This is a genomic window from Nocardioides panacis (assembly GCF_019039255.1).
GTDB lineage: Bacteria > Actinomycetota > Actinomycetes > Propionibacteriales > Nocardioidaceae > Nocardioides_B > Nocardioides_B panacis.
In genome coordinates this window covers 1,754,589-1,780,203 of sequence record NZ_CP077062.1, presented here as the reverse complement: position 1 = coordinate 1,780,203, position 25,615 = coordinate 1,754,589, and the positions used below count along the sequence as shown (strand labels likewise).

Sequence of the window (25,615 nt, the reverse complement as noted above, 5' to 3'; positions counted from 1 at the left end):
AAGCACCTCGAGGAATTCCCGCCCCCGGCGGGACGAGCCGATCCGAGCCGCTCCTGGCCGGCGGGTCACAGGCGGAGGCAGACCACGAACCGGCCGGGTCGGACGCCGACGGCCTTGGCCAGCCGCGCGACGGTCTCCATCACACCGTCGGCGGAGTACGCGGTGCCCGGCACGGCCAGCGTCAGCCGGCCGTCGTACTCCACGAGCAGCACCTGGCCGTGGGTCCAGGACTGGTGGGCCTGCCGGCGCAGCGCGCCCTGCAGCAGCGGCTCGGGGTAGGCGAGGTCGGCGGCGAGCAGGTCGCAGTCGAGCTCCTCCCCCGCACCGCTGAGCCGGCCCTCGATCCGCGAGGCCCCGCGGACCGTCGTCAGCGCCGTCCAGGTGACGTCGCTGGTGCCCAGCCAGTCGGGCAGGTCGAACGGGTCGACCTCCCGCACGTCGTGGGTCACCGGGTCATCACGGGGCCGTCACCGGGGATCAGTCCTCGTCCTCGTCGAGGCGCGAGCGCCGGATCGCGTCCGGGCCGTCGATCGGCGAGGCCACGTCGTCGTCGAGCCCGGCGAGCACGGACCTGGTCCGGCGCCGCTTGTCGACCAGCCGGGCGATGACCTCGGAGAGCATGAACAGCACGGTCATCGGCACGGCGAGCATCAGCATCGAGAACGGGTCCGTCGAGGGCGTCGCGACCGCGGCGAACACGAAGGTGCCGATGATGATCCACGGCCGGTAGTTGCCGAGGGTCTTGCCGGAGACCACGCCGGCCAGGTTGAGCAGCACCACGAAGAACGGGATCTCGAACGCGACGCCGAACACCAGCAGCATCCGGGTCATGAACGAGAAGTACTCCCCGAAGTCCACCAGGTTGGTCAGGTCGACCGGGGTGAAGCCGATCAGTACCGCGAGGCCCTTGGGCAGCACGTAGTAGCCGACCGCGACGCCGACCAGGAACAGCGGCCCGGCGATCGCCGCGAAGATCCGGCTCCACCGCTTCTCGTGGGCGTGCAGCCCGGGCACGATGAAGCCCCAGATCTGCAGCAGCCAGTAGGGGCTGGTGATCACCACCGCGGCCAGGCCGGACAGCTTCAGCTGCAGGAGCAGCGGACCACCGACGCCGTTGATGGTCGCGACGGTGGTGGTGCCCGCGCCGAGCTGCGACACGGCCGCCTCGTAGGGGTCGTAGATCACCGCGAGCAGCTGGTCGTAGAAGAACAGCGCCACGATCACGGCGAGCACCAGCACCAGCACGACCCGGAGCAGGCGGGCGCGCAGCTCGCGCAGGTGGTCCGCGAGCGCCATCCGCCCGTCGGCGCCGACGGGGTTCTGCGGCCGGGCGCGGAACAGCCCGATGACTCCGGCGAATGACATGTCAGCTCAGCTGGTCGGGTGCGCGGACCGGGCGGTCAGCGGTCGCTGTCGGGACGGGGCTGCTCCACGGGCGGCTGGACGGGCTGCACCGGGTGCACCGGGTGCACCGGGTGCACCGGCTGCTGGACCGGGGTCTCCAGGCGCTGCGCGGCCTCGGCGCGACGCTGGGCGTCGAGCTGGAGCTGGGCCTCGGTCTTCTCGCTGTCCTTGACGTCGTCGTCGTCGTCGAGCAGTCCCTTGGTCTCGGCCTTGAAGATCCGCAGGGCCCGACCGCTGCCGCGCGCGAGCTCGGGAAGCTTCTTGGCACCGAAGAGCAGCACGACGACCACGATGATCAAGATGATCTCGGGCGGCCCGAGTCCGAGGGCCAGCGGAAGAACCGGAGTCATGTCTACCTCTTTTGCTAGTCGAGTGCGCTGACCATCGTACGCGCGGATGGTTCGTCACCGTGGGAGGGTCGGATGGCCGTCGGGCACCTTCTCAGGCGTAGTTGTGCAACGCCTGGGTGGCCACCCGGCGAACGCTGTCGGCCAGGTCCGGAGGGTCCACCAGCTCCGCGTTCGACCCGAGCCGCAGCATCAGCCGGACCAGCCAGGCGGGGTCCCCCACCCGGAGCCGGACGGTGAGCCCGCCGTCGCGGGCCTCGCGGGTCTCCTCGACCGGGTAGTACTCCGCCACCCAGCGGGCGCCCGGCCGGAGGTGCAGCGTCACCAGCAGGTCGTCGGTCGACGGCTGGAAGATCCCGTCGGCGAGGTCGCGGGGCTCGAGGTCGGCGTGCTCCCCGACCGGGGTGTCGAGCACCTCGGCCGTGGAGATCCGGTCGAGGCGGAACAGCCGCTGGTCCTCGGCGAGGTGGCAGTAGGCCGAGAGGTAGGTGTTCCCGTCGGCGGTGACCACCCGCAGCGGGTCGACCACCCGTTCGGTGGACTCGTCGCGGGCCGGCACGTAGTAGTCCAGGCGGACCTGCCGGCGATCCTCGACGGCCCGGGTGAGCCGGTCGCGCAGCTCGGCGACCCGGCCGGCCTGCTCGGGCATCCGGATGTCGACCTGGGCGGCGACCGAGGCGGCCTCGCCGGCCGCAGCCTCCAGCTTGTCCAGGGTGCGGTCCACGATCGGGCGCACGTCGTCGTCGCCGCCCTCGCGCAGTGCCCGCAGCGCGACGATCAGCGCGGAGGCCTCCGAGCTGTCCAGGCGCAGCGGCCGGGTGAGGTACTCCGCGTTGGACAGCCGGATCACGCCCTCGCCCTCCAGCGCGTCCATGTCGACGTCGATCAGGTCCCCCATGCCCAGACCGGGCATCCCGCAGAACCACAGCACGTTGAGGTCCTTGACGATCTGCGCCTCGCTGACGCCGAAGTCGCCGGCCGCCTGCTCCAGCTCCACCTCGCGGCGCGCCTGGATGTAGGGCACCAGGGCCAGCAGCCGGCCGACCTGGTCGCGGGCACCCGACCCTCCGGAACGTGTCGACGGGCTCATGACGCCACCTCTCCCGCGGCCTCGCGCAGCCGGCGGACGACGGACTCGCGCACGTCCTGCGGCGCCTCGACGACCACGTCGGCGCCGTACCCCAGCACCTCGTCCTCGAACGCCTCCGTCGCGCCGTACGTCGCCTCCAGCCGTTCCCAGCCCTCGGGGACGTCGCCGTGACCGGTGCCGTCGATGCCGTCGGGGTCGTCGGGGAGGAGCACCCGGGCGTGCCGGCGCAGGCCGTGCCCGGTGCCCCGGCGGAGCAGGAGCCGGGCCGTGCGGTCCTCCGGCTGCGGGGCCAGGGAGCGGGTCATCGCACGCAGGTCGGTGCCCGGCGGCACCTCGAAGGAGCCGGCGGCGCCGTCCGGGGTCACCTCGCCCTGCACCCGGGAGAGCCGGAAGACCCGCGGCCCGCCCCGGTCGGTGTCCTGCCCGGTGACGTACCAGCGGCCGCGGTAGGACACCACGCCCCAGGGCTGCAGGTGCCGGGTCGCGGGCTTCGGGGCCGAGGAGGTGCGGTACCCGAACCGGACGGGCGTGCGGGTGCGCGTCGCGTTCCAGAGCGGCTCGAAGGCCGGCTCCTCGGCGCTCAGCGTGGGCTGGACGACGTCGAGGGCGGCCCGGTCGACGGTGACACCGGCGGCCTTGAGCTTGACCAGCGCGTCGGAGGTCGCGGCGGCCAGCCCGGCGTGCTGCCAGACCCGGGCCGCGAGGCCGATCACGGCCGCCTCCTCGGGTGCGAGGTCGATCTCCGGGAGCTCGAACGCGGAGCGCTCGATGCGGTAGCCCGGCTCGTCCTCGAACGCACGGTCCACGAAGCCGACCTCGATCGGGATGCCGAGCGAGCGGAGCTCCTCCTTGTCCCGCTCGAACATCTTCTCGAAGGCCTCGTCGCCCGCCTCGCGGTAGGGCTCGACGGCCTCGCGGAGCCGGTCCTTGGTGACGTACGTGCGTGAGACCAGGAGCGTGATGAGCAGGTTCATCAGACGCTCACTCTTGCGAGCGGTCATGTCCACACCCACCTGCGCTCCCGGTCCCGACGATCGTCACTGGAGAAGGAACCTACCCCAGCGGACCTGACCGATCAGGAGTCGACACCGAGGACGTCGACGACGAACGTCAGCGTGGAGTTCGCCGGGATGCCCGACTGCGCGCGGGAGCCGTACCCGTCGGCGGGCGGGGCGATGATCAGCACCCGGCTGCCCTGCTTGAGGCCCGGGATCACCTTGTCCCACGCGGGGATCAGTCCCTTGACGCCGACGCCGAACGGCACCGGGGCGCCGCGGCTGAACGAGGAGTCGAACGGCTTCTTCGAGCCCCACACGGCGCCGTAGTAGTTGAACGTGACCAGGCGGCCGGACTCGGCCTTCGGGCCGTCGCCCTCGACGAGCGGGATGACCTGGAGCTTGGCCGGGGCCTTCTTCGGGGCCTTGGAGAAGTCCAGGCCGGTGACCTTGTTGCCGCTCTCCTGGACCGTGGGCGCGCCGGCCGGGGCCGCGACGTCCTTGCCCTGCGGGGCGTCGAGCACGTCGGTCGGCTCCACGGAGAGCACGTCGAGCACGAACAGCACGGTGTCGGTGGTCTTCAGCTTCAGCTGCGGAGCGCCGGCCGAGCCCCACACGTCCTTGACGGTCGCGGCGATCGCGACGCGGGAGCCCTGCGGCTTGCCGACCAGGCCGTCGATGATGACCTTGAAGAACTCCTTCTCGTTCATCGAGACCTGCGTGGGGGTGCCCTGGTCGGTGCTGCTGTAGAGCTTCGTGCCGTCACCCTTGGCGAGGAAGATGTCGAACATCGCCTTCTTGTTGGCGACCACGGGCTTGCCGTCACCCTGGGAGATCACCTGCGTCGTCGGCTTGTCGGCCTTGATCGCGGGCTTCCACGGTCACCTTCGGCTCGGCGCCGAACGCGCCGGAGACGGAGAGCCCACTGATCTTCTCGCCCAGGTCGACGTCGGCGGCCTTCGTCTTGCCGGAGTCGTTGCCGCAGGCAGCGGTGGCGAACAGCAGGAGTGAAGCCATGAGCAGGGCAAGCAGACGACGCACGGAAGAACACCTCAGATACGAGTGGAAAGACGGTCCGGCAACGATAACGGGGCTTCCTGAGAGCGCCCACAGACGGCGCCGGAAGGCCTACATGCCTTCGATGAGTTTAGCGACCCGCTCGTCGTGGGCCCGGAACGGGTCCTTGCACAGGACCGTGCGCTGCGCCTGGTCGTTGAGCTTGAGGTGCACCCAGTCGACGGTGAAGTCGCGGCGCCGCTCCTGGGCCTTCTTGATGAACTCGCCGCGGAGCCGGGCGCGGGTGGTCTGCGGCGGCACCGACTTGGCCTCGAAGACCTGGAGGTCGTTGGTGACCCGGGTGACCGCGCCGCGCTTCTCCAGCAGGTAGTAGAGCCCGCGGCCGCGGTGGATGTCGTGGTAGGCCAGGTCGAGCTGGGCGACCCGTGGGTGGCTCAGCGGCAGGCCGTTCTGGGCGCGGTAGCGGTCGATCAGCTTCCACTTGATCACCCAGTCGATCTCCCGCTCCACCAGGCCGAAGTCCTCGGACTCGACGGCCTTGAGCGTGCGCTCCCACAGGTCGAGGGCGCGGGCGATCAGCGGGGTCTCGATCTCGCGCCGGTCGACGAAGTCCCGGGCGCGGGTGAGGTACTCCTGCTGGATGTCCAGGGCGCTGGCCTCCCGGCCGTTGGCCAGCCGGACCTTGCGACGCCCGGTCATGTCGTGGGAGATCTCGCGGATCGCCCGGATCGGGTTCTCCATCGTGAGGTCGCGCATCACCACGCCCTCCTCGATCATCCGCAGCACGAGGTCGCAGGAGGCCACCTTGAGCATGGTGGTCGTCTCGCTCATGTTCGAGTCGCCGACGATCACGTGCAGCCGGCGGTAGCGCTCGGCGTCGGCGTGCGGCTCGTCGCGGGTGTTGATGATCGGGCGGGACCGGGTCGTCGCGCTGCTGACGCCCTCCCAGATGTGCTCGGCGCGCTGGCTGACGGAGTACATCGCGCCGCGCGGGGTCTGGATCACCTTGCCGGCGCCGACCAGGATCTGCCGGGTCACCAGGAACGGGATCAAGACGTCGGCGAGCTTGGAGAACTCGCCGTGCCGGCTGACCAGGTAGTTCTCGTGGCAGCCGTAGGAGTTGCCGGCCGAGTCGGTGTTGTTCTTGAACAGGTACACGTCGCCGGCGATGCCCTCGTCGTGCAGCCGCCGCTCGGCGTCGACGAGCAGGCCCTCCAGGACCCGCTCCCCCGCCTTGTCGTGCGCGACGAGGTCGATGATGTCGTCGCACTCGGGGGTGGCGTACTCCGGGTGGCTGCCGACGTCGAGGTAGAGACGGGCGCCGTTGCGGAGGAAGACGTTGCTGCTGCGGCCCCAGGACACCACCTTGCGGAACAGGTAGCGGGCAACCTCGTCCGGCGAGAGGCGCCTCTGCCCGCGGAACGTGCAGGTGACGCCGTACTCGTTCTCGATCCCGAAGATCCGGCGGTCCACCTCCTCAGAGTAGGCGCACCACGCAACCCGGTGGGCCGCTTTGTGGCCTCTGCCCGCGTGTTGCTCCGATTCTGGCCGCTCCCCGCGCGCTCAGCCGGCGTGTCGTCGCAGCGAGCGGCCACTTCCGGGCGGGGTGATGCGCTGGGCGAAGCGGTCCAGGCCGGTGGGGTGGAACAGGCTCTCCTCGAGCATCCGCAGCCACGGGTCCAGCCGGTCGGCGCGATGCCTTCGCCCGAGGGTGAGGTCGGCGTCGCGCAGGATGCCCTCGGGTCGGTGCAGCAGGTCGGTGCTGGTGTACCCCCGCCGGTGCCACTGCGTCGCCAGCAGCCGGCGGTCCCGGTCGAGGTCGTCCCGGTGCGTACGACGGTCACGGTGCCCGGCCCCGTCGTACTCGTGCAGCATGCGGGACGCCACGATCCACAGGTCGCCCCGGGCCACGAACCGTCCGTCGGCGTCGTCGAGGACGGTGTGCTGCGGGACGACCGGGATGCCGCAGGCCCGGTGGAACACGCGCAGCAGCGACTCCCACGGCGACTCGGCGCGACCGTCCATCCACCCGACGGCGCGGTTCAGGGCGGCAGCACCCCAGCGGCGCCGGGCCGCGGCGGCCAGGAGCCGGTCGCGGGTGACCAGGCCCTGGTGCAGCGCCGAGTCGCCCAGCACGACCAGGTCGAGCAGGGACAGGTCCCGCGCGCAGGTCAGCAGCACCTCGTCGGGTGTGGCCACGACGAGTCCCTCCCGCCGCGTCGTACGGATCGGCTGGGTGTGCCGCATCACCACCAGCTCGGGCCGCTTGGGGCGGGTCTCCCGCTTGGCCATGCTGACGAACACCGGCAGGTTCTCGGGCAGCGGCGGCAGCCACATCCGGTGCAGCACCGCGCCGGTCAGGTGGGTGAGGCACCCCGAGGCGGGCAGGATCTGCTGCCAGGCAAGGAGATCGGCCCGCAGGTCGTCCGCCACGCCCTCGCGGCGGTAGAGCCCGACCCCGACCCGGTGCCAGCCGAGGCGACGTACCTCTCCGACGACGACGTCACGATCTGCTCTCATGCCCCAACGGTCGGACCTGGGCCAGCCGGGTGGAAGTCCCGTCTGCCGGCCTGTGGAGGAGCACGTGGCCCCTGGCCGCAGTACGCCGCGCCGTGTCGTTGCGAGGATCGGCCACAAGCGGACCTACCTGCAGGCAGGGGCCACAAGCACGCCGGCGGGTCAGGAGGCGGGCGGCGCGACGGGTGGGTCGGTGGGCTCGCCGGTGACCGGGTTCTCCAGGGGCGGGACGTCGGACACGGTGTCGGTGGGGTCGGTGGGGTCGTCGGGGCCCGTGGGTGCCGCGGACGCACCGGGACCGGCGCCGGGGTCCTCGCCCGGTCCGCCGCCGTTGCCCAGGATCTCGCCGAGCTGGCCGCCGGTGAGCCGCTTGAACTTGCGCTGCTGGGTGCGGGTGCGGTCGAGCACCGCGACCTCGAGGTTCGTCGAGGGGATCACCCGGGTCTCGGACTCGCCCTGGCCGAGCGCCTGGACGGCGGTCCGCACCGCGTCCTCGAGCGAGGCGCCGGTGACGTAGTGCTCCCTGAGGTACGTCGTCGCCGGCTCGGCCAGGCCACCCATCACGGCGTACCCGTGCTCGTCGGCCACCTGGCCGTCGTAGGTCAGCCGGTAGATCGAGTCGTCGGCGACGGTGTCCCCCACCTCGGCCACGAACAGCTCCACCTCGTAGGGCTTCTCGCCGCCGCTGGAGAAGATCGTGCCGAGCGTCTGCGCGTAGGCGTTGGCGAGGCCGCGACCGGTGACGTCGCGGCGGTCGTAGGCGTAGCCGCGCATGTCGGCCAGCCGCACGCCCGCGATCCGGAGGTTCTCGAACTCGTTGTAGCGGCCGACCGCGGCGAAGGCGATCCGGTCGTAGATCTCGCTGACCTTGTGCAGCGCCTGGGAGAGGTTCTCCGAGACGAACACGATGCCGTCGGCGTACTGGACGACGACCAGCGAACGACCGCGCGCGATGCCCTTGCGCGCGAAGTCCGCCCGGTCCTTCATCAGCTGTTCGGGCGAGACGTAGAACGGCATGCTCATGGGTGGAGGTCCTTCGAGGCTCAGGTCAGGGGGGCCGAGGGGCCGTCGGGGCGGTTCATCCGTGCGGCGATCACCCGGTCCGCGACCGCGGCCACCTCGGTGTCCGGCAGCCGGCGGTAGCCGTGGGAGGTGATCACGCCGACCACCGGGAAGATCCGCCGGGCCACGTCGGGCCCGCCGGTCGCCGAGTCGTCGTCGGCCGCGTCGTACAGCGCCTGCACCACGGCGGTGACGCAGCCCTCGGCGTCGAGGTCCTCGCGGTAGAGCTTCTTCAGCGACCCGCGGGCGAACAGCGAGCCCGAGCCGACCGAGTGGAACGCGGTCTCCTCGTAGCGGCCGCCGGTGACGTCGTAGGAGAAGATCCGGCCCTGGTCGGCGTTGAGGTCGTAGCCGGCGAACAGGGGTACGACGGCCAGCCCCTGCATCGCCATGCCGAGGTTGCCCCGGATCAGCGCGGCGAGGCGGTTCGCCTTGCCGTCCATGGAGAGCGTGGTGCCTTCGATCTTCTCGTAGTGCTCGAGCTCGGTCTGGAACAGCCGCACCATCTCCACCGCGATGCCCGCGGTGCCGGCGATCCCCACGCAGGAGAACTCGTCGGCCGGGAAGACCTTCTCGATGTCCCGCTGGGCGATGATGTTGCCCATCGTCGCGCGCCGGTCACCGGCCATCAGCACGCCGCCGGGGAAGGTCGCCGCGACGATCGTGGTGCCGTGCGGCGCCAGGTCGGCGGCGTTGCCCTCGGGCAGCGAGCGACGGCTCGGCAGCAGCCCGGGGGCCTGCTCACCCAGGAAGTCGGCGAACGACGAGGAGCCCGCGCGCAGGAACGCCGGGCCGAGCCGGGAGTCGGACAACGTCTACTCCCCGCCCTTCTGGATGAACGACTTGACGAAGTCCTCGGCGTTGGTCTCGAGCACGTCGTCGATCTCGCCGAGGATGGCGTCGATGTCCTCGTCGAGCTGCTCCTTGCGCTCCGCGACGTCGCTCTGCGGCGCAGCCTCGGTCTGGTCCTCGGTCTCCGAGGCCTTCTTCGGTTGCTTCTGCTCCTGTGCCATGCGGTCTCCCTGTGAGAGCTCTGACCTGCCGTGGGTCCGACCCTACCGAGTCAGCGCGCGGAACAAGGCCTCTGCGGTGTCACAACGGTCCAACAGTTCCCCGACGTGCGACTTGCTGCCGCGCAGCGGGTCGATCGTCGGCACCCGCTGCAGGGACTCGCGGCCCGGCAGGTCGAAGATCACCGAGTCCCAGGAGGCGGCGGCGATCTGGTCGGCGTACTGCTCCAGGCAGCGGCCGCGGAAGTAGGCGCGGGTGTCCTCCGGCGGCCGGTGCATCGCCGCGGCGACCTCCTCGTCGGTGAGCAGGCGCTCGATCCGGCCGAGCCGGACCAGCCGGTGGTAGAGCCCCTTGTCGGGCCGGATGTCGGCGTACTGCAGGTCGATGAGGTGCAGCTTGGCGTCGTCCCAGTCCAGCCCGTCGCGCTCGCGGTACTGCTCGAGCAGCTGCAGCTTGGCGACCCAGTCGAGCTCGCGCGCGCACAGCATCGGGTCCTGCTCGAGCCGGTTCAGCACGGACTCCCAGCGGGCCAGCACGTCGATGGTCTGGGCGTCGGCGTTCGACCCGAGCCGGTCCTCGACGTACTTGCGGGCCAGGTCGAGGTACTCCATCTGCAGCTGTACGGCGGTCAGCTTGCGCCCGTCGGTCAGGGTGAGCAGGTGCTGCAGGGTCGGGTCGTGCGACACGTCGCGCAGCGCGCGGACCGGCTGCTGCACCGAGAGCTCGCGGGTGATGAACCGGTCCTCGATCATCGCCAGCACCAGCGAGGCGGTGCCGACCTTGAGGTAGGTGGAGATCTCCGCGAGGTTCGCGTCGCCGATGATCACGTGCAGCCGGCGGTACTTCTCGGGGTCGGCGTGCGGCTCGTCGCGGGTGTTGATGATCGGCCGCTTCAGCGTGGTCTCGAGGCCGACCTCGACCTCGAAGTAGTCGGACCGCTGGCTGATCTGGAAGCCGTGCTCGCGACCGTCCTGGCCGATGCCCACCCGCCCGGCGCCGCAGACCACCTGGCGGCTGACGAAGAACGGGGTGAGGTGCTTGACGATGTCGCTGAACGGCGTGGTCCGGCGCATCAGGTAGTTCTCGTGGGCGCCGTAGGACGCGCCCTTGTTGTCGGTGTTGTTCTTGTAGAGCAGGATCGGCGCCGCGCCGGGGATCGCCGCCGCGAACCGGGACGCGTCGAGCATGACCTGCTCGCCCGCCTTGTCCCACTTCACGACGTCCCGCGGGTTCGTGCACTCCGGGCTGGAGTACTCCGGGTGCGCGTGGTCGACGTACAGCCGGGCGCCGTTGGTGAGGATGACGTTCGCCAGCCCGAGGTCCTCGTCGGTCAGTTGGGTGGGGTCGGCGACCTCGCGGGACATGTCGAACCCGCGTGCGTCGCGCAGCGGCGACTCCTCCTCGAAGTCCCACCGGGCCCGTCTGGCGCGCAGGGTGGCCGAGGCGTAGGCGTTGACGATCTGCGAGGAGGCCACCATCGGGTTGGCCGTGGGTTGTCCCTGCACCGAGATGCCCATCTCGGTCTCGGTCCCCATCACGCGCCGCACACTCATGGCACCGAGCCTACGCGGCCCGTCGCGGGGACAATGGGGTTCATGACCGAGATCGTGGCCCTGGTGGACCGGACGGGCGCCGTGGTGGGCTCCGCCGAGCGCTCCGTCGTACGCCGGGAGAACCTGCTGCACGCCGCCACCGCGGTGCTGGTCCGCGACCCGGCCGGGCGGATCTACGTGCACCGGCGCTCGCCCGACAAGGACTGGGCACCCTCCCACCACGACGCCGCCGCCGGCGGGGTCATGGGGTACGGCGAGGAGCCGGCCGTCTCGGCCGCGCGCGAGCTCGCCGAGGAGCTCGGCGTCACCGGCGCCACGTTGCGGCCGCTGGGCCTCTCGGTCTACGAGGACGACGGGACGCGCTGCGTGGAGCACTGCTACGAGACCACCTGGGACGGACCGGTCAGGCACGCCGACGGAGAGGTGGTCTGGGGCGCCTGGAGGTCGCTGGAGGAGCTCGACGCCCTGCTCACCGACCCCGGCTGGCTGTTCGTGCCGGACACCCGGCAGCTGCTCGGCCGACTCGCGCGCGACGGCGTCGGCGACTACGGCGCCCTACGATTCTGGGCATGAGCGACGACAACTCGGCCCGCGCGCTGGCTGCTGCGGAGTCCCTGGGGCTCGCGCACACGGTGACCCGGCACGGACCGGTGCGGTCCCTGGAGGAGGCGGCCGAGGCCCGCGGCCTCGAGCCGGCGGCGGTCGTGAAGACGCTGGTGGTCCGGCTCGCCGACGACGACTACCGGTTCGTCCTGGTGCCGGGTGACCGGGAGATCGCCTGGCCCAAGCTCCGGGCCGTGCTCGGGCTGAACCGGCTGTCGATGCCGAGCGCCGAGGTGGCGCTGGAGGTGACCGGCTACGTGCGGGGCACGATCACGCCGCTGGGCAGCACCACGGCCTGGCCGGTGGTCGCGGACGCGTCGCTGTCCGGTCCGGTCTCGCTGGGGGCCGGCGCCCCGGGTGTCGCGGTCACCGTCGACGCCGCGGAGGTCGTGCAGAAGCTCGACGCCCTGGTCGCGGACGTCACCGACCCCCGCTGACGTCGCGGTGGATGCGCACCCGGTGCGGTCACTTGCGGCCGGGACGGAACTTCCCGAGCAGGAACAGCACGACGAGCACGACGACGATGATGATGAGGATGGTCTTCACGGGGCCTCCGATGTGGTGTGGGCCCTCACCCTCTACCCGCGAACGACCGATCCAACCGACGCCGCGCCGGTCGGGGGACGCCGGTCGTGCGCCGGTCAGTCGAGGTGCTGGGTGCCGGGCTCGTGGGCGCGGCCGGCGATGCCGCGCAGGCCCCAGGTGACGACCCCGACGAAGACCACGAACACGACGGTGACACCGATCCAGAAGAACATGGTTCCAGGCTAGATCAGGACCGGGGACGGCCCTGCAGCGCATGTGCCATGTTCACCAGCACGATGCCCACCCAGGCCACGAGCATCGCCGCGTAGTTGCCGGTGACCCCGAGCACGATGCTGATCGGGATCGCCGCCACCATCGAGACGATCCCCAGCGCCAGCTGGCGGCCACCGGAGCCGGCGGCCGCCCGGGTGACCTCGCGCCGACGCGCCAGCTGGTCCTCGACGCGCTCCGCGACGGCCCGCTCGATGCGTTCGGCGAACGAGTCCACCAGCGCCTCGTCGTACGACGGTCCGAGCTCGCGCCGCACCTCGAGCAACGCCTCGGCGTCCTCGCGTCCGATCTGCTCGCCCCCCGGCATGGCTCAGAGGTACTGGCCGGTGTTGGACACCGTGTCGATGGACCGACCTGGCTCCGTGCCCTGCTTGCCGGTGATGAGCGTGCGGATGAACACGATCCGCTCGCCCTTCTTGCCGGAGATCCGGGCCCAGTCGTCGGGGTTGGTGGTGTTCGGGAGGTCCTCGTTCTCCTTGAACTCGTCGACGCACGCCTGGAGCATGTGCGTGACGCGCAGCCCCTTCTGGTTGCTGTCGAGCAGGTCCTTGATCGCCATCTTCTTGGCCCGGTCGACGATGTTCTGGATCATCGCGCCGGAGTTGAAGTCCTTGAAGTACAGGACCTCCTTGTCGCCGTTGGCGTAGGTCACCTCGAGGAAGCGGTTCTCCTCGGTCTCGGTGTACATCCGCTCCACGGTGGCCCGGATCATCCCGGCCACGCAGGCCGCCCGGTCCCCGCCGAACTCGGCGAGGTCCTCGGCGTGCAGCGGCAGGTTGGCGGTGAGGTACTTGGAGAAGATGTCGCGCGCCGACTCGGCGTCGGGGCGCTCGATCTTGATCTTCACGTCGAGGCGGCCGGGCCGCAGGATCGCCGGGTCGATCATGTCCTCGCGGTTGGACGCGCCGATGACCAGGACGTTCTCCAGGGTCTCCACGCCGTCGATCTCCGAGAGCAGCTGCGGGACGATGGTGTTCTCGACGTCGGAGGACACCCCCGAGCCGCGGGTGCGGAACAGCGAGTCCATCTCGTCGAAGAACACGATTACCGGGGTGCCCTCGCTGGCCTTCTCCCGGGCCCGCTGGAACACCAGCCGGATGTGCCGCTCGGTCTCGCCGACGTACTTGTTGAGCAGCTCGGGGCCCTTGATGTTCAGGAAGTAGGACTTGCCCTCCTGGCCGGTGCGGGCCGCGACCTTCTTGGCCAGCGAGTTCGCCACCGCCTTCGCGATCAGCGTCTTGCCGCAGCCGGGCGGGCCGTAGAGCAGCACGCCCTTGGGCGGCTTGAGTTCGTGCTCGACGAACAGCTCGGGGTGCAGGTAGGGCAGCTCGACCGCGTCGCGGATCGTCTCGATCTGCGCGAACAGGCCGCCGATGTCGGAGTAGTCGATGTCCGGGACCTCTTCGAGGACGAGCTCCTCGACCTCGGACTTCGGGACCTTCTCGTAGACGTAGCCGGACCGCGAGTCCAGGAGCAGGGAGTCGCCGGCGCGCAGCTTGGTCTCGCTGAGCGGCTGGGCGATGCGGACCACGCGCTCCTCGTCGGCATTGGCGATCACCAGGACCCGCTCGCCGTCGGCGAGGATCTCCTTGAGCATCACCACCTCGCCGACCTTCTCGAACTCGAGGGCGGCGACGACGTTGAGGGCCTCGTTGAGCATGACCTCCTGGCCGCGCTGCAGCTCGTCGAGGTCGACCGAGGGGCTGACGTTCACCCGCAGCTTGCGGCCGCCGGTGAACACGTCGATGGAGTCGTCCTCGTTGCGGGCGAGGAAGGTGCCGAAGCCGGCCGGCGGCTGCGCGAGCCGGTCGACCTCCTCCTTGAGCGTCATGATCTGGTCGCGGGCCTCGCGCAACGTCTGGGCCAGGCGCTCGTTCTGGGCCGTGACCGCGGCGAGCGACCGCTGCGTCTCGGCGAGCCGCTGCTCGACGGCGCGGGAGTGCACCGGGCTCTCCGCGAGCCGGCGCCGGAGCTCGGTGACCTCGTCCTCGAGGAACCCGAGCTGGCTGCGCAGCTCCTCGGCAGGGCGCGACCCGGACCGGTCCTGACCACTGTCTGATGCTGACAACTGAAGTCACCTCCACAGCGTGGGTGCTATGCGTTCGACACTACTCGCGGGCGGGGGGATCCGGTGGGGAACCTCCCATGTGTCGGTCACGTTTGTCCCAACCGTGACCTGCCGGAAACCTAGCGGGAACACCCAACCCCCGAACGGGGCCGATCAGGCGTCGAAGGGCTCCTCGGCGACCTGCGGCGGCAGACCGGTGGGGCGCGGGCCGTCGTAGTCGACGCCGTAGGCACCGGGTGCGGGACGGCGCTTCTTGGCCGGGGCGGTCTCCCCCGGCGCCATCCGGCGGGCGGTCACCAGGAAGCCGGTGTGCCCGATCATCTTGTGGCCGGGGCGGATCGAGAGGCCCTCGACGTGCCAGTCCCGGACCAGCGACTCCCAGGGCTGCGGCTCGGTGAACCCGCCGTGCGCGCGCAGCGTCTCCACGGTCTTGCCGAGCTGGGTGGTGGTCGCGACGTACGCGCAGACCAGCCCGCCGGGGGTCAGCGCCTCGGCGACCCGGTCCACGCACTCCCAGGGCGCGAGCATGTCCAGGATCACCCGGTCCACGTCCTCGTCGTCGAGGCTCTCCACGAGGTCGCCGACGGTGAGCTTCCAGGCCGGGTGCCGGCCGTCGAAGAACTGGTCGACGTTCTGGACGCTCTGGTCGGCGAACTCCTGGCGGCGCTCGTAGGACGACACCAGCCCGCCCGGGCCGACCGCGCGCAGCAGCGAGCAGGTGAGGGCCCCGGAGCCGACCCCGGCCTCGACCACCCGGGCGCCCGGGAAGACGTCGGCCATCGCCACGATCTGGGCGGCGTCCTTGGGGTAGACCACCGCCGCCTGCCGCGGCATCGAGACGACGAACTCGTTGAGCAGCGGCCGGAAGACGAGGTACTCCCCGCCCGCGGTCGAGGTCACGCTGAACCCCTCGGGCCGGCCGATCAGGTCGTCGTGGTCGATCGAGCCGCGGTTGGTGAAGAACTGCTTGCCCTCGACCAGCTGGATGTTGTGCCTGCGGCCCTTGGTGTCGGTGAGCCGGATCCACTCGCCGGGCTGCAGGGGCCCGCGTCGTACGCCGGACCAGGAGTTCTCAGGGGTGTCGGGGGACATGGGCTGCACTCTTTCACGCGCCCCGGCGGCCTCCTCAGATGCCTGCGGCGAAGGCCTTGTCGACGTCGTCGGTGACCAGGACGCCGAAGATGCTGCCGTCCCCGTCGAGGAGGAGGTACTCGGACGCGGGCACCTTCTGCATGGCCAGGATCAGCGGCTCGCCGGCGATGTCGGCCGGGAACGTGAGGCCCGGCTCGAGGGAGCGGGCGACCGCACTGACCGGCAGCCAGGGACGGCGTTCCTCGGGGGTGGCGAGCACCGCGGCCTCGTTGACGATCGCGCTCGGGATCCCCTGGGCGTCCAGCACCACGATGCTGCCGGCCTGCTCGTCCTGGGCGCGCCGGACGGCCTCCGCGAGGGGCAGGTCGTCGGGGACCATGAGCGTGCGGCGGGCCAGCGTCCGGGCCTGCAGGGACGGCAGCCGGCGACGTACCCGGGCGGACATGATCGAGGCCGAGGCGCCGGTCCACAAGAAGCTGGCGATCACGAACGCGAAGACGTAGTCGGTGAGGTCCGCGGGCACGCCCAGCAGGAACTGCCGGGTGAAGGGGTAGGCCAGCACCAGCAGCGCCGCCACCCGTCCGCCCCAACCGGCCACCACGGTCCCCTGGTGCGGGCTGCCGGTGATCTTCCAGACGACCGCCCGCAGCACCCGGCCGCCGTCGAGCGGCAGCCCGGGCACCAGGTTCAGGACGCCGACCACGAGGTTCGCCCCGGCCAGGCCCTTGGCGGCCAGGTCGAGCAGCGAGCTGTCGGGGGCGAGCACGGCGAGCGGGATCGCGGCCACGCCGACCGCGAGCGAGGTGAGCGGGCCGACCACCGAGACGCCGAACTCGCGGCCGGGGGTGTCCGGTTCGCCGTCGATCTCGGTGACCCCGCCCAGGAAGTGCAGCGTGATGGAGCGGACCGGCAGGCCGTAGTGCTGGGCCATCAGCGCGTGCGAGGCCTCGTGCAGCAGCACCGAGAGGTAGAGCAGCACCGCGAACGCGAGACCGGCGACGTACTTCCCGGCCCCGAGGCCGGGCTCGACCTGCTCGACGGCGGGGGCCAGCATCACCGAGATGATCGCGGCGACCAGCAGCCACGAGGACCGCACCAGGACGTCCACGCCGCCGATCTGGCCGATCCGGAGGGTGCCGGGCGGGCGCCTGGGCGCGTCGGGACGCGGTCCGGTCGGTCCCCCGGGCTCCGCGGTGCGCTGGTCGTCCACGTCTCCACGCTATCGCGGCGGGCCCCCCGGTTCCGTCGGTGCGGTCCCCTACTGTCGAGGCAGGCCGGCCGCAGGGCGTGGGCGGCGGAGCGGGTGAGGTGGCGGAGATGACCAGCAGCACGGGACCGTCGGTGCTCGACGGGGTGGAGCGGACCCACGTGGACGGCGTCCACGTGATCGGGTCGTTGTCCCCCAGCCGGGCCGGTGACTTCATGAGCTGCCCGCTGCTGTTCCGCTACCGCACCATCGACCGGCTGCCCGAGCCGTCGTCGCCGGACGCGGTGCGCGGCACCGTGGTGCACAAGGTGCTCGAGAACCTCTTCGACCTGCCGTCGGCGGACCGGACGCCCGACCGGGCGGCGCAGATGCTGCAGCCCGCCTGGGAGCAGGTCCTCGAGGCCGAGCCGGAGATCGCCGAGATGTTCGGCTCCGCGGGCCCGGAGATCGGCGCCTGGCTGGCCTCCTGCCAGGAGTCGCTGGGCCGCTACTTCGCGCTCGAGGACCCGACCCGGCTCGAGCCGGCCGAGCGCGAGCTGTACGTCGAGACGCTGCTCGGGTCCAAGCTGCTGCTGCGCGGCTTCATCGACCGGCTCGACATCGCCCCCACCGGGGAGATCCGGGTCGTCGACTACAAGACCGGCCGGGCGCCCGGCGAGGCCTACGAGGCGCGGGCGCTGTTCCAGATGAAGTTCTACGCGCTCGTGCTCTGGCGGACCCGGGGCGTGGTGCCGCGGATGCTCCAGCTGATCTACCTCGGGAGCGGCGAGGTGCTGCGCTACTCCCCCGACGAGAGCGACCTGCTGGCCACCGAGCGCAAGGTCGAGGCGCTCTGGCAGGCGATCCGCACCGCCCAGGACACCGGCGACTGGCGCCCCCCGCAAGAGCCCGCTGTGCGGCTGGTGCGCGCACCAGTCGATCTGCCCCGAGTGGGGCGGCACTCCCCCGCCGCTGCCCGCGGCGGAGCCGGTCGAGCGGCTCACGGACGGCCTGTCGGCCGAGGACACCGACTGACTCAGAGGTTCCGCTCGGCCCAGAGCGCGGCCTGGGTGCGGTCCGTGACCCCGATCCGCTGGAACACCGAGGTCAGGTGCGCCTTCACGGTCCGCTCGCTGATCCCCAGGCGGCGGGCGACCTGCTTGTTGGCCAGCCCCTCCCGCACCAGGCCGAGGACCTCCCGCTCGCGGGGCGTCAGGTCGACGCTGGCCGGGGCGGCGTGCCGGGCGGTGAGCAGCTGCCGGGCGACCTTGGGGTGCAGCGGGGACTCCCCCCGGCTGACCGCTCGGATGCCCTCGATCAGGTCCTCGGGGTCGGCGTCCTTGAGGAGGTACCCGACCGCGCCGGCGTCCAGGGCGGCGGCGATCCGGGCGTTGTCCGAGAACGACGTGAGCACCACGACCTCCGCGCCGAGCTCCTCGGCGAGGATCGACCGGGTGGCCGCGACCCCGTCCACACCGGGCATCTGCAGGTCCATCACCACGACCGCCGGCCGGGTCCGTCGTACGACCTCGAGGGCCTCGGCGCCGTCCCCGGCCTGGCCGACCACGTCGATGCCGCCCGCGCCGGTGAGCAGCTGGGCCAGACCGGTCCGGACCACCGCATGGTCGTCGACCAGCACCACCCGGACCGCACCGGTCGCGGGTCCGGTCGCCGGTCCGGTCGTCGGGAGCGTCATCGGGGCACCTCCGCGTGCACGGTGGTGCCCTCGCCCGTCGAGGAGCGGACGTCGAGCCGGCCGCCGGCCTCGGAGACCAGGTCGCGCAGGCTGCGCAGGCCGAGCCCCGAGGCCTGCCGGTGCGGGTCGAAGCCCAGGCCGTCGTCGGTGACGTCGAGGCTGAGCCGTTCCCCGACCGTGCCCACCTGGACGGTGAGGTTCTCGGCCTTGGCGTGCCGCAGCGCGTTGCGCACCGCCTCCTGGGCGACCCGCCACACGAGGCGGACCGCGTCGTCGGAGGCGCCCTGCACGCCGTACACCTCGACCACGGCGTGCACGCCGGCCGGCGCGGCGGTGGCCACCAGGTCGCCGAGCACCGCCTCCAGGCCGTCGGCGCCGAGCTCGGGCGGGTAGATCTCCACGAGCAGCGAGCGCAGGGACCGCAGGCTGGAGCGCAACGCGCCGGCCATCGGCTCGAGGCGCTGCGCCATGTCCGGTGCGGTGCCCGGGTCCCGGGCGGCCGCGGACAGGGAGTACGACGTCCCGGCGAGGTCCTGGACCACGCCGTCGTGCAGGTCGCGCGCGATGCGGCGGCGCTCGGACTCGGAGGCGTCTGCGGCGGTCTCCAGCAGCCGGGCCCGGTCCCGTCCGGTGCGCTCGAGGCGCCGGGTCAGCGCCCACAGCAGCGGGGTGGTGACGGCGACCAGGACGAGCAGGCCACCGAGGGCGATCGGGCCGAAGGAGTGGTAGATCTGCTGGCGCTGGCGGGCGATGTCGGCGGCGGAGTAGTAGGCCTCGAAGAGCAGCGGCTCGCCCTCGGGCGAGCGCACCCGCGTGTAGACCTCGAGCAGCGAGACGTCCTTCTTCTCGAAGCGGTTCTCCGGCTCGGCGAGGTCGGAGAGCTCCGCGTCGCTGGTGCCGCCGTGCAGCACCTCGAGCTCCTCGGGGCCGAGCGGGAACCGGTCGCCGATCAGCCGGGTCTCGTCGGAGTAGACGATCCGCCCCTCGGCGGTCCAGATCTTCACCCGCAGCACGTCGCCGACCAGCAGCCGGCGCAGCACGGTGCGGTCGAACCGGTCCACCGCCCCGGACTCGCCGGCGGCCAGCCCGCGCGGGATGGCCGGCTGGGCGACCGAGGTGGCGAGCAGCTCGGTGGTGGCCCGGGCATCGTTGACGGCCTCGTCGTCCGCGGCGTGCCGGCTCAGCTGCAGGGTGCCGACGACCACCACGACCAGGACCACCAGGCCGGCGGCCAGGAACTGCGCCACGGGGTTCCTCGCGTAGCGCACGACACTCCCGGGATCTCGACGACGGTGGCCCAGCTGACGGCCCAGTATGCGGGCGAACCGGGTCAGAAGTTCACGGTTCCGCGACAGAGCTCGCCGCTGCGCACGTTGCGGGCCCGGAACTCGAACCCGTCGGCACCGCGGGAGTCGACGGTGGTGCGGCGCACCTCGAAGGACCCGCTGCGTCCCCCGGTGCCGCGCGTCCCGCTCGCCGACAGCGAGCCGTTGTGCGTCAGCCGCCAGCGCCAGGTCTGGCCGCTGCGGTTGCTGTCCACCTCGGCCTCCACCTCGAGGCGGCCGTCCTCGGGCCCGACCTTGATCTTCCAGTCGGTCGAACCGGAGCAGGACCCGCGGCGCACCGTGTCGTCGTTCCCGGCCAGCGCAGACGGGGCGGTGCCGGCCACCAGGGCGGCGGTGAGGGCGAGCGTGGCTGCTGCGGTGAGCGTCCTGCGGGGGGTGCGGGTCATGGCGGTCTCCTCGGGTCGAGGGTCCAGCGTGGCGCTCGGCACGGGCAGCCCGCCATTGTCCGGTGGTGCTACGACCTGCGGTCCAGGAGCACCGGGTCGCCGAGCCGGAGGGTGCCGGGGACCGTCACCGCGGCGTAGACCCCGAAGGCCACCCCTGCGCCGTCGAGACGCCGGTACGTCGCGAGCGTGCGCAGCGGCTCCGGGCCGCGCCGCTCCCCCGCCTGCTGGTCCACGGTCGTCACCGCGCAGCGCTCGTCGAGCCGCGCGAAGGCCAGCGTCACGTCGCCGGCCCGGAAGGTCGCGGCGTCGTCCTCGGCGTGCGCCGGGCAGCCACCCACCACGACGTTCGCCCGGAACCGGTCGGCCGGCAGCCGCGGCTCCCCGCGTGCGGCGAGCAGCCCGTTGAGCCGCTCGAGGGACGCCTCGGAGTGCAGCGAGACCGAGCCCTCGTCGGAGAGCACCGTCTGCCTCGGCACCGCGCCCGGGCTGGTACGTCGCGTGCCGGCCGGCGCCCCGACCAGCTGGACGGTCCGACCGAGCAGGCCGCCGAACCAGGCCGACAGCTCCGGAGCCTGGTCGACGACGGCGACGGTCTCGTCGAACAGGGTGACCTCGCGGGTCCGGCCGGAGGTGTCCACGAGCGCGTCGACCGGGTCGCGCCCGTCGTACGACAGGGTGAGCCGGGCGGTCGCGTCGTCGAGGACCGGACGGACCCGCGCCAGCACCGGGTGCTCGCGCTGGGTGAGCACGACTCCGTCGGCCACGACGGCCAGCCCACGGTCGTGCCGCAGCCCGGCCACCCCGACCTCGACGGCGTCCAGCGGCTCCCCCCGCGCAGGCCTTGACCGGGTAGCGGTGCAGCGAGGTGACCCGGACCCCGGTCTCCATCAGGCGGGCGCCGGGGCGCCGGGCACCGGCAGGTCGCCGGTGAGCATCCCGGCCAGCGTGTCGACGAAGATCCGACGCTCCCCCGGCAGCACCGGGACGTGGTTCTGCACGACCAGGACCGTGCAGCCAGCCGCCTCGGCGGAGCGGGCGCCGGTGTTGGAGTCCTCGATCGCGATCGTGTCCGCCGGGTCGACGCCCAGGATCGCGGCGGCCTTCTGGTAGGGCTCGGGGTGCGGCTTGCCCTGGCTGACGGTGTCGCCGGTGACGATCACCTCGAAGATGCCGTCGGGCAGGGTGGCCAGGATCGGCGCGACGAACCGCCGGTAGGACATCGTCACCAGCGCGCAGCGCACCCCTCCTCGCGCAGGTCGTGCAGCAGCTCCAGGGCACCCGGACGCCACGGCACCTCGCGGGAGACCCGGGCGACGACCCGATCGAGCAGCTCCTCGACGATCCGGGCCGGCTCCAGGTCGATCCCGCTGTGCCGGTGGATGTAGCGGCCTGACTCCTGCAGGTCGTTGCCGACCAGGTTCATGGCGTGCTCGTGGCTCCACGTGCCGCCGTGCTCCTGGACGATCTCGAACTCGGACTCGATCCAGTAGGGCTCGGTGTCCACGAGGGTGCCGTCCATGTCCCAGAGCACCGCTGCCGGCCTGCCCATCAGTCCTCCGGCTCGTAGCCGAGGTTCGGAGACAGCCAGCGCTCCGCCTCGGCCAGGGACATGCCCTTGCGGGCGGCGTAGTCCTCGACCTGGTCCTTGCCGATCCGGCCGACGACGAAGTACTGCGACTGCGGGTGGGAGTAGTAGAAGCCGCTGACCGAGGCGCCCGGCCACATCGCCATGCTCTCCGTCAGGGTGATCCCGGTGTTCTTCTCGACGTCCAGCAGCTGCCAGAGGGTGGCCTTCTCGGTGTGCTCCGGGCACGCGGGGTAGCCCGGGGCGGGCCGGATCCCGTCGTACTCCTCCTTGAGCAGCGCCTGGTTGTCGAGCCTCTCGTCCGGGGCGTAGCCCCAGAACTCGGTGCGCACCCGCTCGTGGAGGCGTTCGGCGAACGCCTCGGCGAGCCGGTCGGCGAGCGACTCCAGCAGGATCGCCGAGTAGTCGTCGAGCTGCTCCTTGAACTCCTTGGCCTTGGCCTCGCTGCCGAGGCCGGTGGTGACCGCGAACGCGCCGACGTGGTCGGGCAGGCCGGTCTCGCGAGGCGCCACGAAGTCGGCCAGCGAGCGGTGGGGTACGCCGGCGCGGTGCTCGCCCTGCTGGCGCAGGTGGTGCAGCGTCGTGAGCCGCTCGGTGCGCGTGCCGTCGGTGTAGACCTCGACGTCGTCGCCGACGGCGTTCGCCGGGAACAGGCCGAGCACGGCGTTGGCCTGCAGCCAGCCCTCCTCGACGATCCGGTCGAGCATCTCCTGGGCGTCGTCGTAGAGCCGGCGGGCGGCCTCGCCGGACGCCGGGTGGTTCAGGATGTCGGGGAACCGGCCCTTCATCTCCCACGCGTTGAAGAACGGCTGCCAGTCGATGTAGTCGCGCAGCTCGGCGAGCGGGTAGTCCTCCAGCACCGTCACCTGCTCGGTGACGGCCGGGGCGGGGGGCGTGTAGCCCTCCCAGTCGACCGGCGAGGCGTTGGCGCGGGCGGCCTCGAGGGACAGCAGCCTGCGGTCGTTGTGCTTGGCGGCGTGCCGCTCGCGGATCGAGTCGAAGTCCGCGGTCACGTCCGCGATGAGCTTGTCGCGGCGCTCGGCCGAGAGCAGCGCGGAGGCGACCGGCACCGAGCGGGAGGCGTCCTTCACCCAGACGACCGGTCCGTGGTACTTCCCGTCGACCTTGACCGCGGTGTGCGCGCGGGACGTGGTCGCCCCGCCGACCAGCAGCGGGATGTCGAAGCCCTGGCGCTCCAGCTCGGCGGCGAAGTTGACCATCTCGTCCAGGGACGGGGTGATCAGCCCGGACAGCCCGATCAGGTCGGCATCGACCTCCCGGGCGGTGTCCAGGATCTTCTGCGCGGGCACCATCACCCCGAGGTCGATCACCTCGTAGTTGTTGCACTGCAGGACCACGCCGACGATGTTCTTGCCGATGTCGTGCACGTCGCCCTTGACGGTGGCCATCACGATCGTGCCCTTCTTCTCCTCCACGTCACCGGGCTTCTTCTCGGCCTCGATGAACGGGATGAGGTAGGCCACCGCCTTCTTCATCACGCGGGCGGACTTCACGACCTGCGGCAGGAACATCTTGCCGTTGCCGAACAGGTCGCCGACGACGTTCATGCCGTCCATCAGCGGGCCCTCGATGACCTCGATGGGCCGGCCGCCGCGCGCGGAGATCTCGGCCCGCAGCTCCTCGGTGTCGGACTCCGCGAACTCGTCGATGCCCTTGACCAGCGCGTGCGTGATCCGCTCGGACACCGGCAGCGAGCGCCACTCCTCGGTGGCGACCTCCTTCACGGTGCCGTCACCGGCGAAGTCGGGCGCGATCTCGAGCAGCCGCTCGGTGCTCTCCAGGGCGTTCGCCCGACGGTTCAGGACCACGTCCTCGATCCGCTCGCGCAGTTCGGGGTCGATCTCGTCGTAGACCTCCATGGCGCCGGCGTTCACGATGCCCATGTCCATGCCGGCCCGGATCGCGTGGTAGAGGAACACCGAGTGGATCGCCTCGCGCACCGGGTTGTTGCCCCGGAACGAGAACGACACGTTGGAGACGCCGCCGGACACGAGCGCGCCCGGGAGGTTCTGCTTGATCCAGCGGGTCGCCTCGATGAAGTCGACGCCGTAGTTGGCGTGCTCCTCGATGCCGGTCGCGACGGCGAAGATGTTCGGGTCGAAGATGATGTCCTCGGCCGGGAAGCCGACCTCGTCGACCAGGATGTCGTAGGCCCGCCGGCAGATCGCCTTGCGGCGGTCGAGGTTGTCGGCCTGGCCGTCCTCGTCGAAGGCCATCACGACGACCGCGGCGCCGTACTTGCGGCACAGGCGGGCCTGCTCGCGGAACTTGTCCTCGCCCTCCTTCATGGAGATCGAGTTCACGATCGGCTTGCCCTGCACGCACTTGAGGCCGGCCTCGATGACCTCGAACTTCGAGGAGTCCACCATCAGCGGCACCCGGGAGATGTCCGGCTCGCTGGCCAGCAGCTTCACGAAGCGGTCCATCGCCGCGACGCCGTCGATCATGCCCTCGTCCATGTTGACGTCGATGACCTGGGCGCCGGCCTCGACCTGCTGGCGCGCGACGGCCAGGGCGGCGCCGTAGTCGCCCTCCTTGATCAGCCGCCGGAAGCGGGCCGAGCCGGTGATGTTCGTGCGCTCGCCGACGTTGACGAACAGCGAGTCCCCGGTGATCGCCACCGGCTCGAGCCCGGCCAGCCGCAGGGCCGGGGGCACCTCGGGGCGCTCGCGCGGCGCCTTGCCCGCGGCGGCCCCCGCGATCGCGGTGACGTGCTCGGGCGTCGTGCCGCAGCAGCCGCCGAGCAGGTTGACCAGCCCGCTGGCGGCGAACTCCTCCAGCACCGCGGCGGTCTGGTCGGGTGCCTCGTCGTACTCGCCGAACTCGTTGGGCAGCCCGGCGTTGGGGTAGCAGCTCACGAAGGTGTCGGCGACCCGGGACAGCTCGGCGATGTACGGGCGCATGTCGGCGGCGCCGAGCGCGCAGTTGAGCCCGACGGCGAGCGGGCGCGCGTGCCGCACGGAGTTCCAGAACGCCTCGGTGACCTGGCCGGACAGGGTGCGGCCCGACGCGTCGGTGATGGTCCCGGAGATGATCACCGGCCAGCGGCGGCCGCGATCCTCGAAGAGCGTCTCGAGCGCGAAGATCGCCGCCTTGGCGTTCAGGGTGTCGAAGATCGTCTCGACCAGCAGCACGTCGGCGCCGCCGTCGACGAGGCCGCGGGCCTGCTCGGTGTAGGCCTCGACCAGCCGGTCGTAGGTGATGTTCCGCTTGCCGGGGTCGTTGACGTCCGGGGAGATCGAGCCCGTGGTGTTCGTCGGGCCGAGCGCGCCGATCACCCAGCGCGGCCGGTCGGGGGTGCGCGCGGTCATCTCGTCGCAGGCCTCCCGGGCCAGCCGCGCCGACTCGTAGTTCATCTCGTAGGCGAGCTCCTCCATGCCGTAGTCGGCCTGGGAGATCCGCTGCGCGCTGAAGGTGTTGGTCTCGACCAGGTCGGCGCCGGCCTCGAGGTACTCGCGGTGGATGCCGCGGATCACGTCGGGGGCGCTCAGGCTGAGCAGGTCGGAGTTGCCGCGGATGTCCTGCGGCCAGTCGGCGAACCGCTCGCCGCGGTAGTCCTCCTCGGACAGCCCGTGCCGCTGGATCATCGTGCCCATGGCGCCGTCCATCACGAGGATCCGCTCGCGCAGCGCAGCGGCGAGCTCCTCGGTGGCGTCCGGTCGGATCTGCGGCTCGGTCACGGCGGGGGTCAACGTCCTCACGATCTCGTCGGCGGCTCCGCGACGGGAGCCCTGCTCAGGGTAGGTGGGCAACGCGGGGCCCTCTCCGGCGATTCCGGATCCTGGTTCCTGTGTCCACATTCTGTCAGGTGCGCCCGGGT

The 25,615-nt window shown here is 71.6% G+C and carries 24 protein-coding genes and 2 pseudogenes; 3 read left to right on the top strand and 23 right to left on the bottom strand.

Annotated elements, in window-relative coordinates; translation table 11 throughout:
* Positions 1–65 precede the first annotated feature (65 nt).
* The 13 genes from KRR39_RS08600 to dop form a co-directional block, all read right to left on the bottom strand.
* On the bottom strand, positions 66–449 hold the full coding sequence (locus tag KRR39_RS08600; RefSeq protein WP_216941624.1) for a hypothetical protein: 384 nt from the start codon (positions 447–449) through the stop codon (positions 66–68).
* 28 nt (positions 450–477) lie between these two features.
* Complete coding sequence (gene tatC, locus KRR39_RS08595; protein ID WP_216941623.1) at positions 478–1,365, bottom strand: twin-arginine translocase subunit TatC; 888 nt, start codon at positions 1,363–1,365, stop codon at positions 478–480.
* A gap of 35 nt (positions 1,366–1,400) precedes the next feature.
* Entirely contained in the window at positions 1,401–1,754 is a 354-nt protein-coding gene (gene tatA / locus KRR39_RS08590) for a Sec-independent protein translocase subunit TatA (RefSeq protein WP_216941622.1), read from the bottom strand.
* Positions 1,755–1,845: 91 nt separating this feature from the next.
* A complete protein-coding gene (locus KRR39_RS08585) occupies positions 1,846–2,841 on the bottom strand; it encodes a helix-turn-helix transcriptional regulator (RefSeq protein WP_216941621.1) in 996 nt (331 codons plus the stop codon).
* Positions 2,838–3,815 carry a helix-turn-helix transcriptional regulator gene (locus KRR39_RS08580; protein WP_254185611.1) on the bottom strand — a complete coding sequence of 326 codons (978 nt, stop codon included), beginning with the start codon at positions 3,813–3,815 and terminating at the stop codon, positions 2,838–2,840. The genes KRR39_RS08585 and KRR39_RS08580 overlap by 4 nt, the downstream gene beginning before the upstream one ends.
* A 101-nt stretch (positions 3,816–3,916) precedes the next feature.
* Positions 3,917–4,675, bottom strand: coding sequence for an FKBP-type peptidyl-prolyl cis-trans isomerase (locus KRR39_RS08575; protein WP_254185610.1), 759 nt, complete (start codon positions 4,673–4,675; stop codon positions 3,917–3,919).
* Complete coding sequence (locus KRR39_RS08570) at positions 4,659–4,877, bottom strand: hypothetical protein (protein WP_216941619.1); 219 nt, start codon at positions 4,875–4,877, stop codon at positions 4,659–4,661. Before KRR39_RS08570 ends, KRR39_RS08575 begins: the two co-directional genes overlap by 17 nt.
* Before the next feature lie 87 nt (positions 4,878–4,964).
* Positions 4,965–6,326 (bottom strand): Pup--protein ligase, encoded by a 1,362-nt coding sequence (gene pafA, locus KRR39_RS08565; RefSeq protein ID WP_216941618.1) that lies wholly within the window; start codon positions 6,324–6,326, stop codon positions 4,965–4,967.
* A gap of 90 nt (positions 6,327–6,416) precedes the next feature.
* Positions 6,417–7,373, bottom strand: a complete 957-nt coding sequence (locus KRR39_RS08560) for a hypothetical protein (protein ID WP_216941617.1) — start codon at positions 7,371–7,373, stop codon at positions 6,417–6,419.
* Between the two features lie 159 nt (positions 7,374–7,532).
* A complete protein-coding gene (prcA, locus tag KRR39_RS08555; protein WP_216941616.1) occupies positions 7,533–8,393 on the bottom strand; it encodes a proteasome subunit alpha in 861 nt (286 codons plus the stop codon).
* Between the two features lie 20 nt (positions 8,394–8,413).
* A complete protein-coding gene (gene prcB / locus KRR39_RS08550) occupies positions 8,414–9,244 on the bottom strand; it encodes a proteasome subunit beta (RefSeq protein ID WP_216941615.1) in 831 nt (276 codons plus the stop codon).
* Between the two features lie 3 nt (positions 9,245–9,247).
* Positions 9,248–9,445, bottom strand: coding sequence for a ubiquitin-like protein Pup (locus tag KRR39_RS08545; RefSeq protein ID WP_216941614.1), 198 nt, complete (start codon positions 9,443–9,445; stop codon positions 9,248–9,250).
* Between the two features lie 42 nt (positions 9,446–9,487).
* Positions 9,488–10,996 (bottom strand): depupylase/deamidase Dop, encoded by a 1,509-nt coding sequence (gene dop / locus KRR39_RS08540; RefSeq protein ID WP_302053567.1) that lies wholly within the window; start codon positions 10,994–10,996, stop codon positions 9,488–9,490.
* 42 nt (positions 10,997–11,038) lie between these two features.
* Here dop and KRR39_RS08535 point away from each other — a divergent pair, with 42 nt between their 5' ends.
* The gene (locus tag KRR39_RS08535) at positions 11,039–11,569 is read left to right on the top strand and encodes an NUDIX hydrolase (RefSeq protein ID WP_216941613.1); all 531 of its coding nucleotides are present in this window, start codon (positions 11,039–11,041) and stop codon (positions 11,567–11,569) included.
* Positions 11,566–12,036 carry an aminoacyl-tRNA deacylase gene (locus KRR39_RS08530; protein ID WP_216941612.1) on the top strand — a complete coding sequence of 157 codons (471 nt, stop codon included), beginning with the start codon at positions 11,566–11,568 and terminating at the stop codon, positions 12,034–12,036. The genes KRR39_RS08535 and KRR39_RS08530 overlap by 4 nt, the downstream gene beginning before the upstream one ends.
* A 335-nt stretch (positions 12,037–12,371) precedes the next feature.
* On the opposite strand, the gene KRR39_RS08525 is transcribed toward KRR39_RS08530, so the two are convergent.
* From KRR39_RS08525 to KRR39_RS08510, 4 genes are all read right to left on the bottom strand, one after another.
* On the bottom strand, positions 12,372–12,722 hold the full coding sequence (locus tag KRR39_RS08525; protein WP_216941611.1) for a hypothetical protein: 351 nt from the start codon (positions 12,720–12,722) through the stop codon (positions 12,372–12,374).
* 3 nt (positions 12,723–12,725) lie between these two features.
* Positions 12,726–14,483: a proteasome ATPase gene (arc, locus tag KRR39_RS08520; RefSeq protein ID WP_216941610.1), complete on the bottom strand. Its 1,758-nt coding sequence runs from the start codon at positions 14,481–14,483 to the stop codon at positions 12,726–12,728.
* A 153-nt stretch (positions 14,484–14,636) separates the two neighbouring features.
* Entirely contained in the window at positions 14,637–15,575 is a 939-nt protein-coding gene (locus KRR39_RS08515) for a tRNA (adenine-N1)-methyltransferase (RefSeq protein ID WP_216941609.1), read from the bottom strand.
* A 34-nt stretch (positions 15,576–15,609) separates the two neighbouring features.
* Positions 15,610–16,785 carry a site-2 protease family protein gene (locus KRR39_RS08510; protein WP_254185609.1) on the bottom strand — a complete coding sequence of 392 codons (1,176 nt, stop codon included), beginning with the start codon at positions 16,783–16,785 and terminating at the stop codon, positions 15,610–15,612.
* A 107-nt stretch (positions 16,786–16,892) separates the two neighbouring features.
* Between KRR39_RS08510 and KRR39_RS25590 the strand changes: the two are divergent.
* A pseudogene (locus KRR39_RS25590) lies at positions 16,893–17,570 on the top strand (RecB family exonuclease); the annotation flags it as partial.
* Between the two features lie 227 nt (positions 17,571–17,797).
* Here KRR39_RS25590 and KRR39_RS08500 read toward each other — a convergent pair.
* The 6 genes and pseudogenes from KRR39_RS08500 to metH all read right to left on the bottom strand — a co-directional run bounded on the left by KRR39_RS08500 (position 17,798) and on the right by metH (position 25,475).
* Positions 17,798–18,457, bottom strand: coding sequence for a response regulator (locus KRR39_RS08500; RefSeq protein WP_216941608.1), 660 nt, complete (start codon positions 18,455–18,457; stop codon positions 17,798–17,800).
* A complete protein-coding gene (locus tag KRR39_RS08495) occupies positions 18,454–19,704 on the bottom strand; it encodes a sensor histidine kinase (protein ID WP_216941607.1) in 1,251 nt (416 codons plus the stop codon). The genes KRR39_RS08500 and KRR39_RS08495 overlap by 4 nt, the downstream gene beginning before the upstream one ends.
* Before the next feature lie 83 nt (positions 19,705–19,787).
* Positions 19,788–20,189: a hypothetical protein gene (locus tag KRR39_RS08490; protein ID WP_216941606.1), complete on the bottom strand. Its 402-nt coding sequence runs from the start codon at positions 20,187–20,189 to the stop codon at positions 19,788–19,790.
* 68 nt (positions 20,190–20,257) lie between these two features.
* Positions 20,258–21,010, bottom strand: coding sequence for an MOSC domain-containing protein (locus KRR39_RS08485; protein WP_302053584.1), 753 nt, complete (start codon positions 21,008–21,010; stop codon positions 20,258–20,260).
* A gap of 66 nt (positions 21,011–21,076) precedes the next feature.
* A pseudogene (locus tag KRR39_RS08480) lies at positions 21,077–21,708 on the bottom strand (HAD family hydrolase).
* Positions 21,709–21,737: 29 nt separating this feature from the next.
* Positions 21,738–25,475 (bottom strand): methionine synthase, encoded by a 3,738-nt coding sequence (gene metH / locus KRR39_RS08475; RefSeq protein WP_302053583.1) that lies wholly within the window; start codon positions 25,473–25,475, stop codon positions 21,738–21,740.
* Between the last annotated feature and the right edge of the window lie 140 nt (positions 25,476–25,615).

Bases quoted from the DNA above. Each gene is read 5' to 3' on its own strand.
- tatC (WP_216941623.1), bottom strand. From the start codon at position 1,365: ATGTCATTCGCCGGAGTCATCGGGCTGTTCCGCGCCCGGCCGCAGAAC.
- tatA (WP_216941622.1), bottom strand. From the start codon at position 1,754: ATGACTCCGGTTCTTCCGCTGGCCCTCGGACTCGGGCCGCCCGAGATC.
- KRR39_RS08585 (WP_216941621.1), bottom strand. From the start codon at position 2,841: ATGAGCCCGTCGACACGTTCCGGAGGGTCGGGTGCCCGCGACCAGGTC.
- KRR39_RS08580 (WP_254185611.1), bottom strand. From the start codon at position 3,815: ATGAACCTGCTCATCACGCTCCTGGTCTCACGCACGTACGTCACCAAG.
- KRR39_RS08560 (WP_216941617.1), bottom strand. From the start codon at position 7,373: ATGAGAGCAGATCGTGACGTCGTCGTCGGAGAGGTACGTCGCCTCGGC.
- prcA (WP_216941616.1), bottom strand. From the start codon at position 8,393: ATGAGCATGCCGTTCTACGTCTCGCCCGAACAGCTGATGAAGGACCGG.
- KRR39_RS08545 (WP_216941614.1), bottom strand. From the start codon at position 9,445: ATGGCACAGGAGCAGAAGCAACCGAAGAAGGCCTCGGAGACCGAGGAC.
- dop (WP_302053567.1), bottom strand. From the start codon at position 10,996: ATGAGTGTGCGGCGCGTGATGGGGACCGAGACCGAGATGGGCATCTCG.
- KRR39_RS08535 (WP_216941613.1), top strand. From the start codon at position 11,039: ATGACCGAGATCGTGGCCCTGGTGGACCGGACGGGCGCCGTGGTGGGC.
- KRR39_RS08530 (WP_216941612.1), top strand. From the start codon at position 11,566: ATGAGCGACGACAACTCGGCCCGCGCGCTGGCTGCTGCGGAGTCCCTG.
- KRR39_RS08525 (WP_216941611.1), bottom strand. From the start codon at position 12,722: ATGCCGGGGGGCGAGCAGATCGGACGCGAGGACGCCGAGGCGTTGCTC.
- KRR39_RS08515 (WP_216941609.1), bottom strand. From the start codon at position 15,575: ATGTCCCCCGACACCCCTGAGAACTCCTGGTCCGGCGTACGACGCGGG.
- KRR39_RS08500 (WP_216941608.1), bottom strand. From the start codon at position 18,457: ATGACGCTCCCGACGACCGGACCGGCGACCGGACCCGCGACCGGTGCG.
- KRR39_RS08490 (WP_216941606.1), bottom strand. From the start codon at position 20,189: ATGACCCGCACCCCCCGCAGGACGCTCACCGCAGCAGCCACGCTCGCC.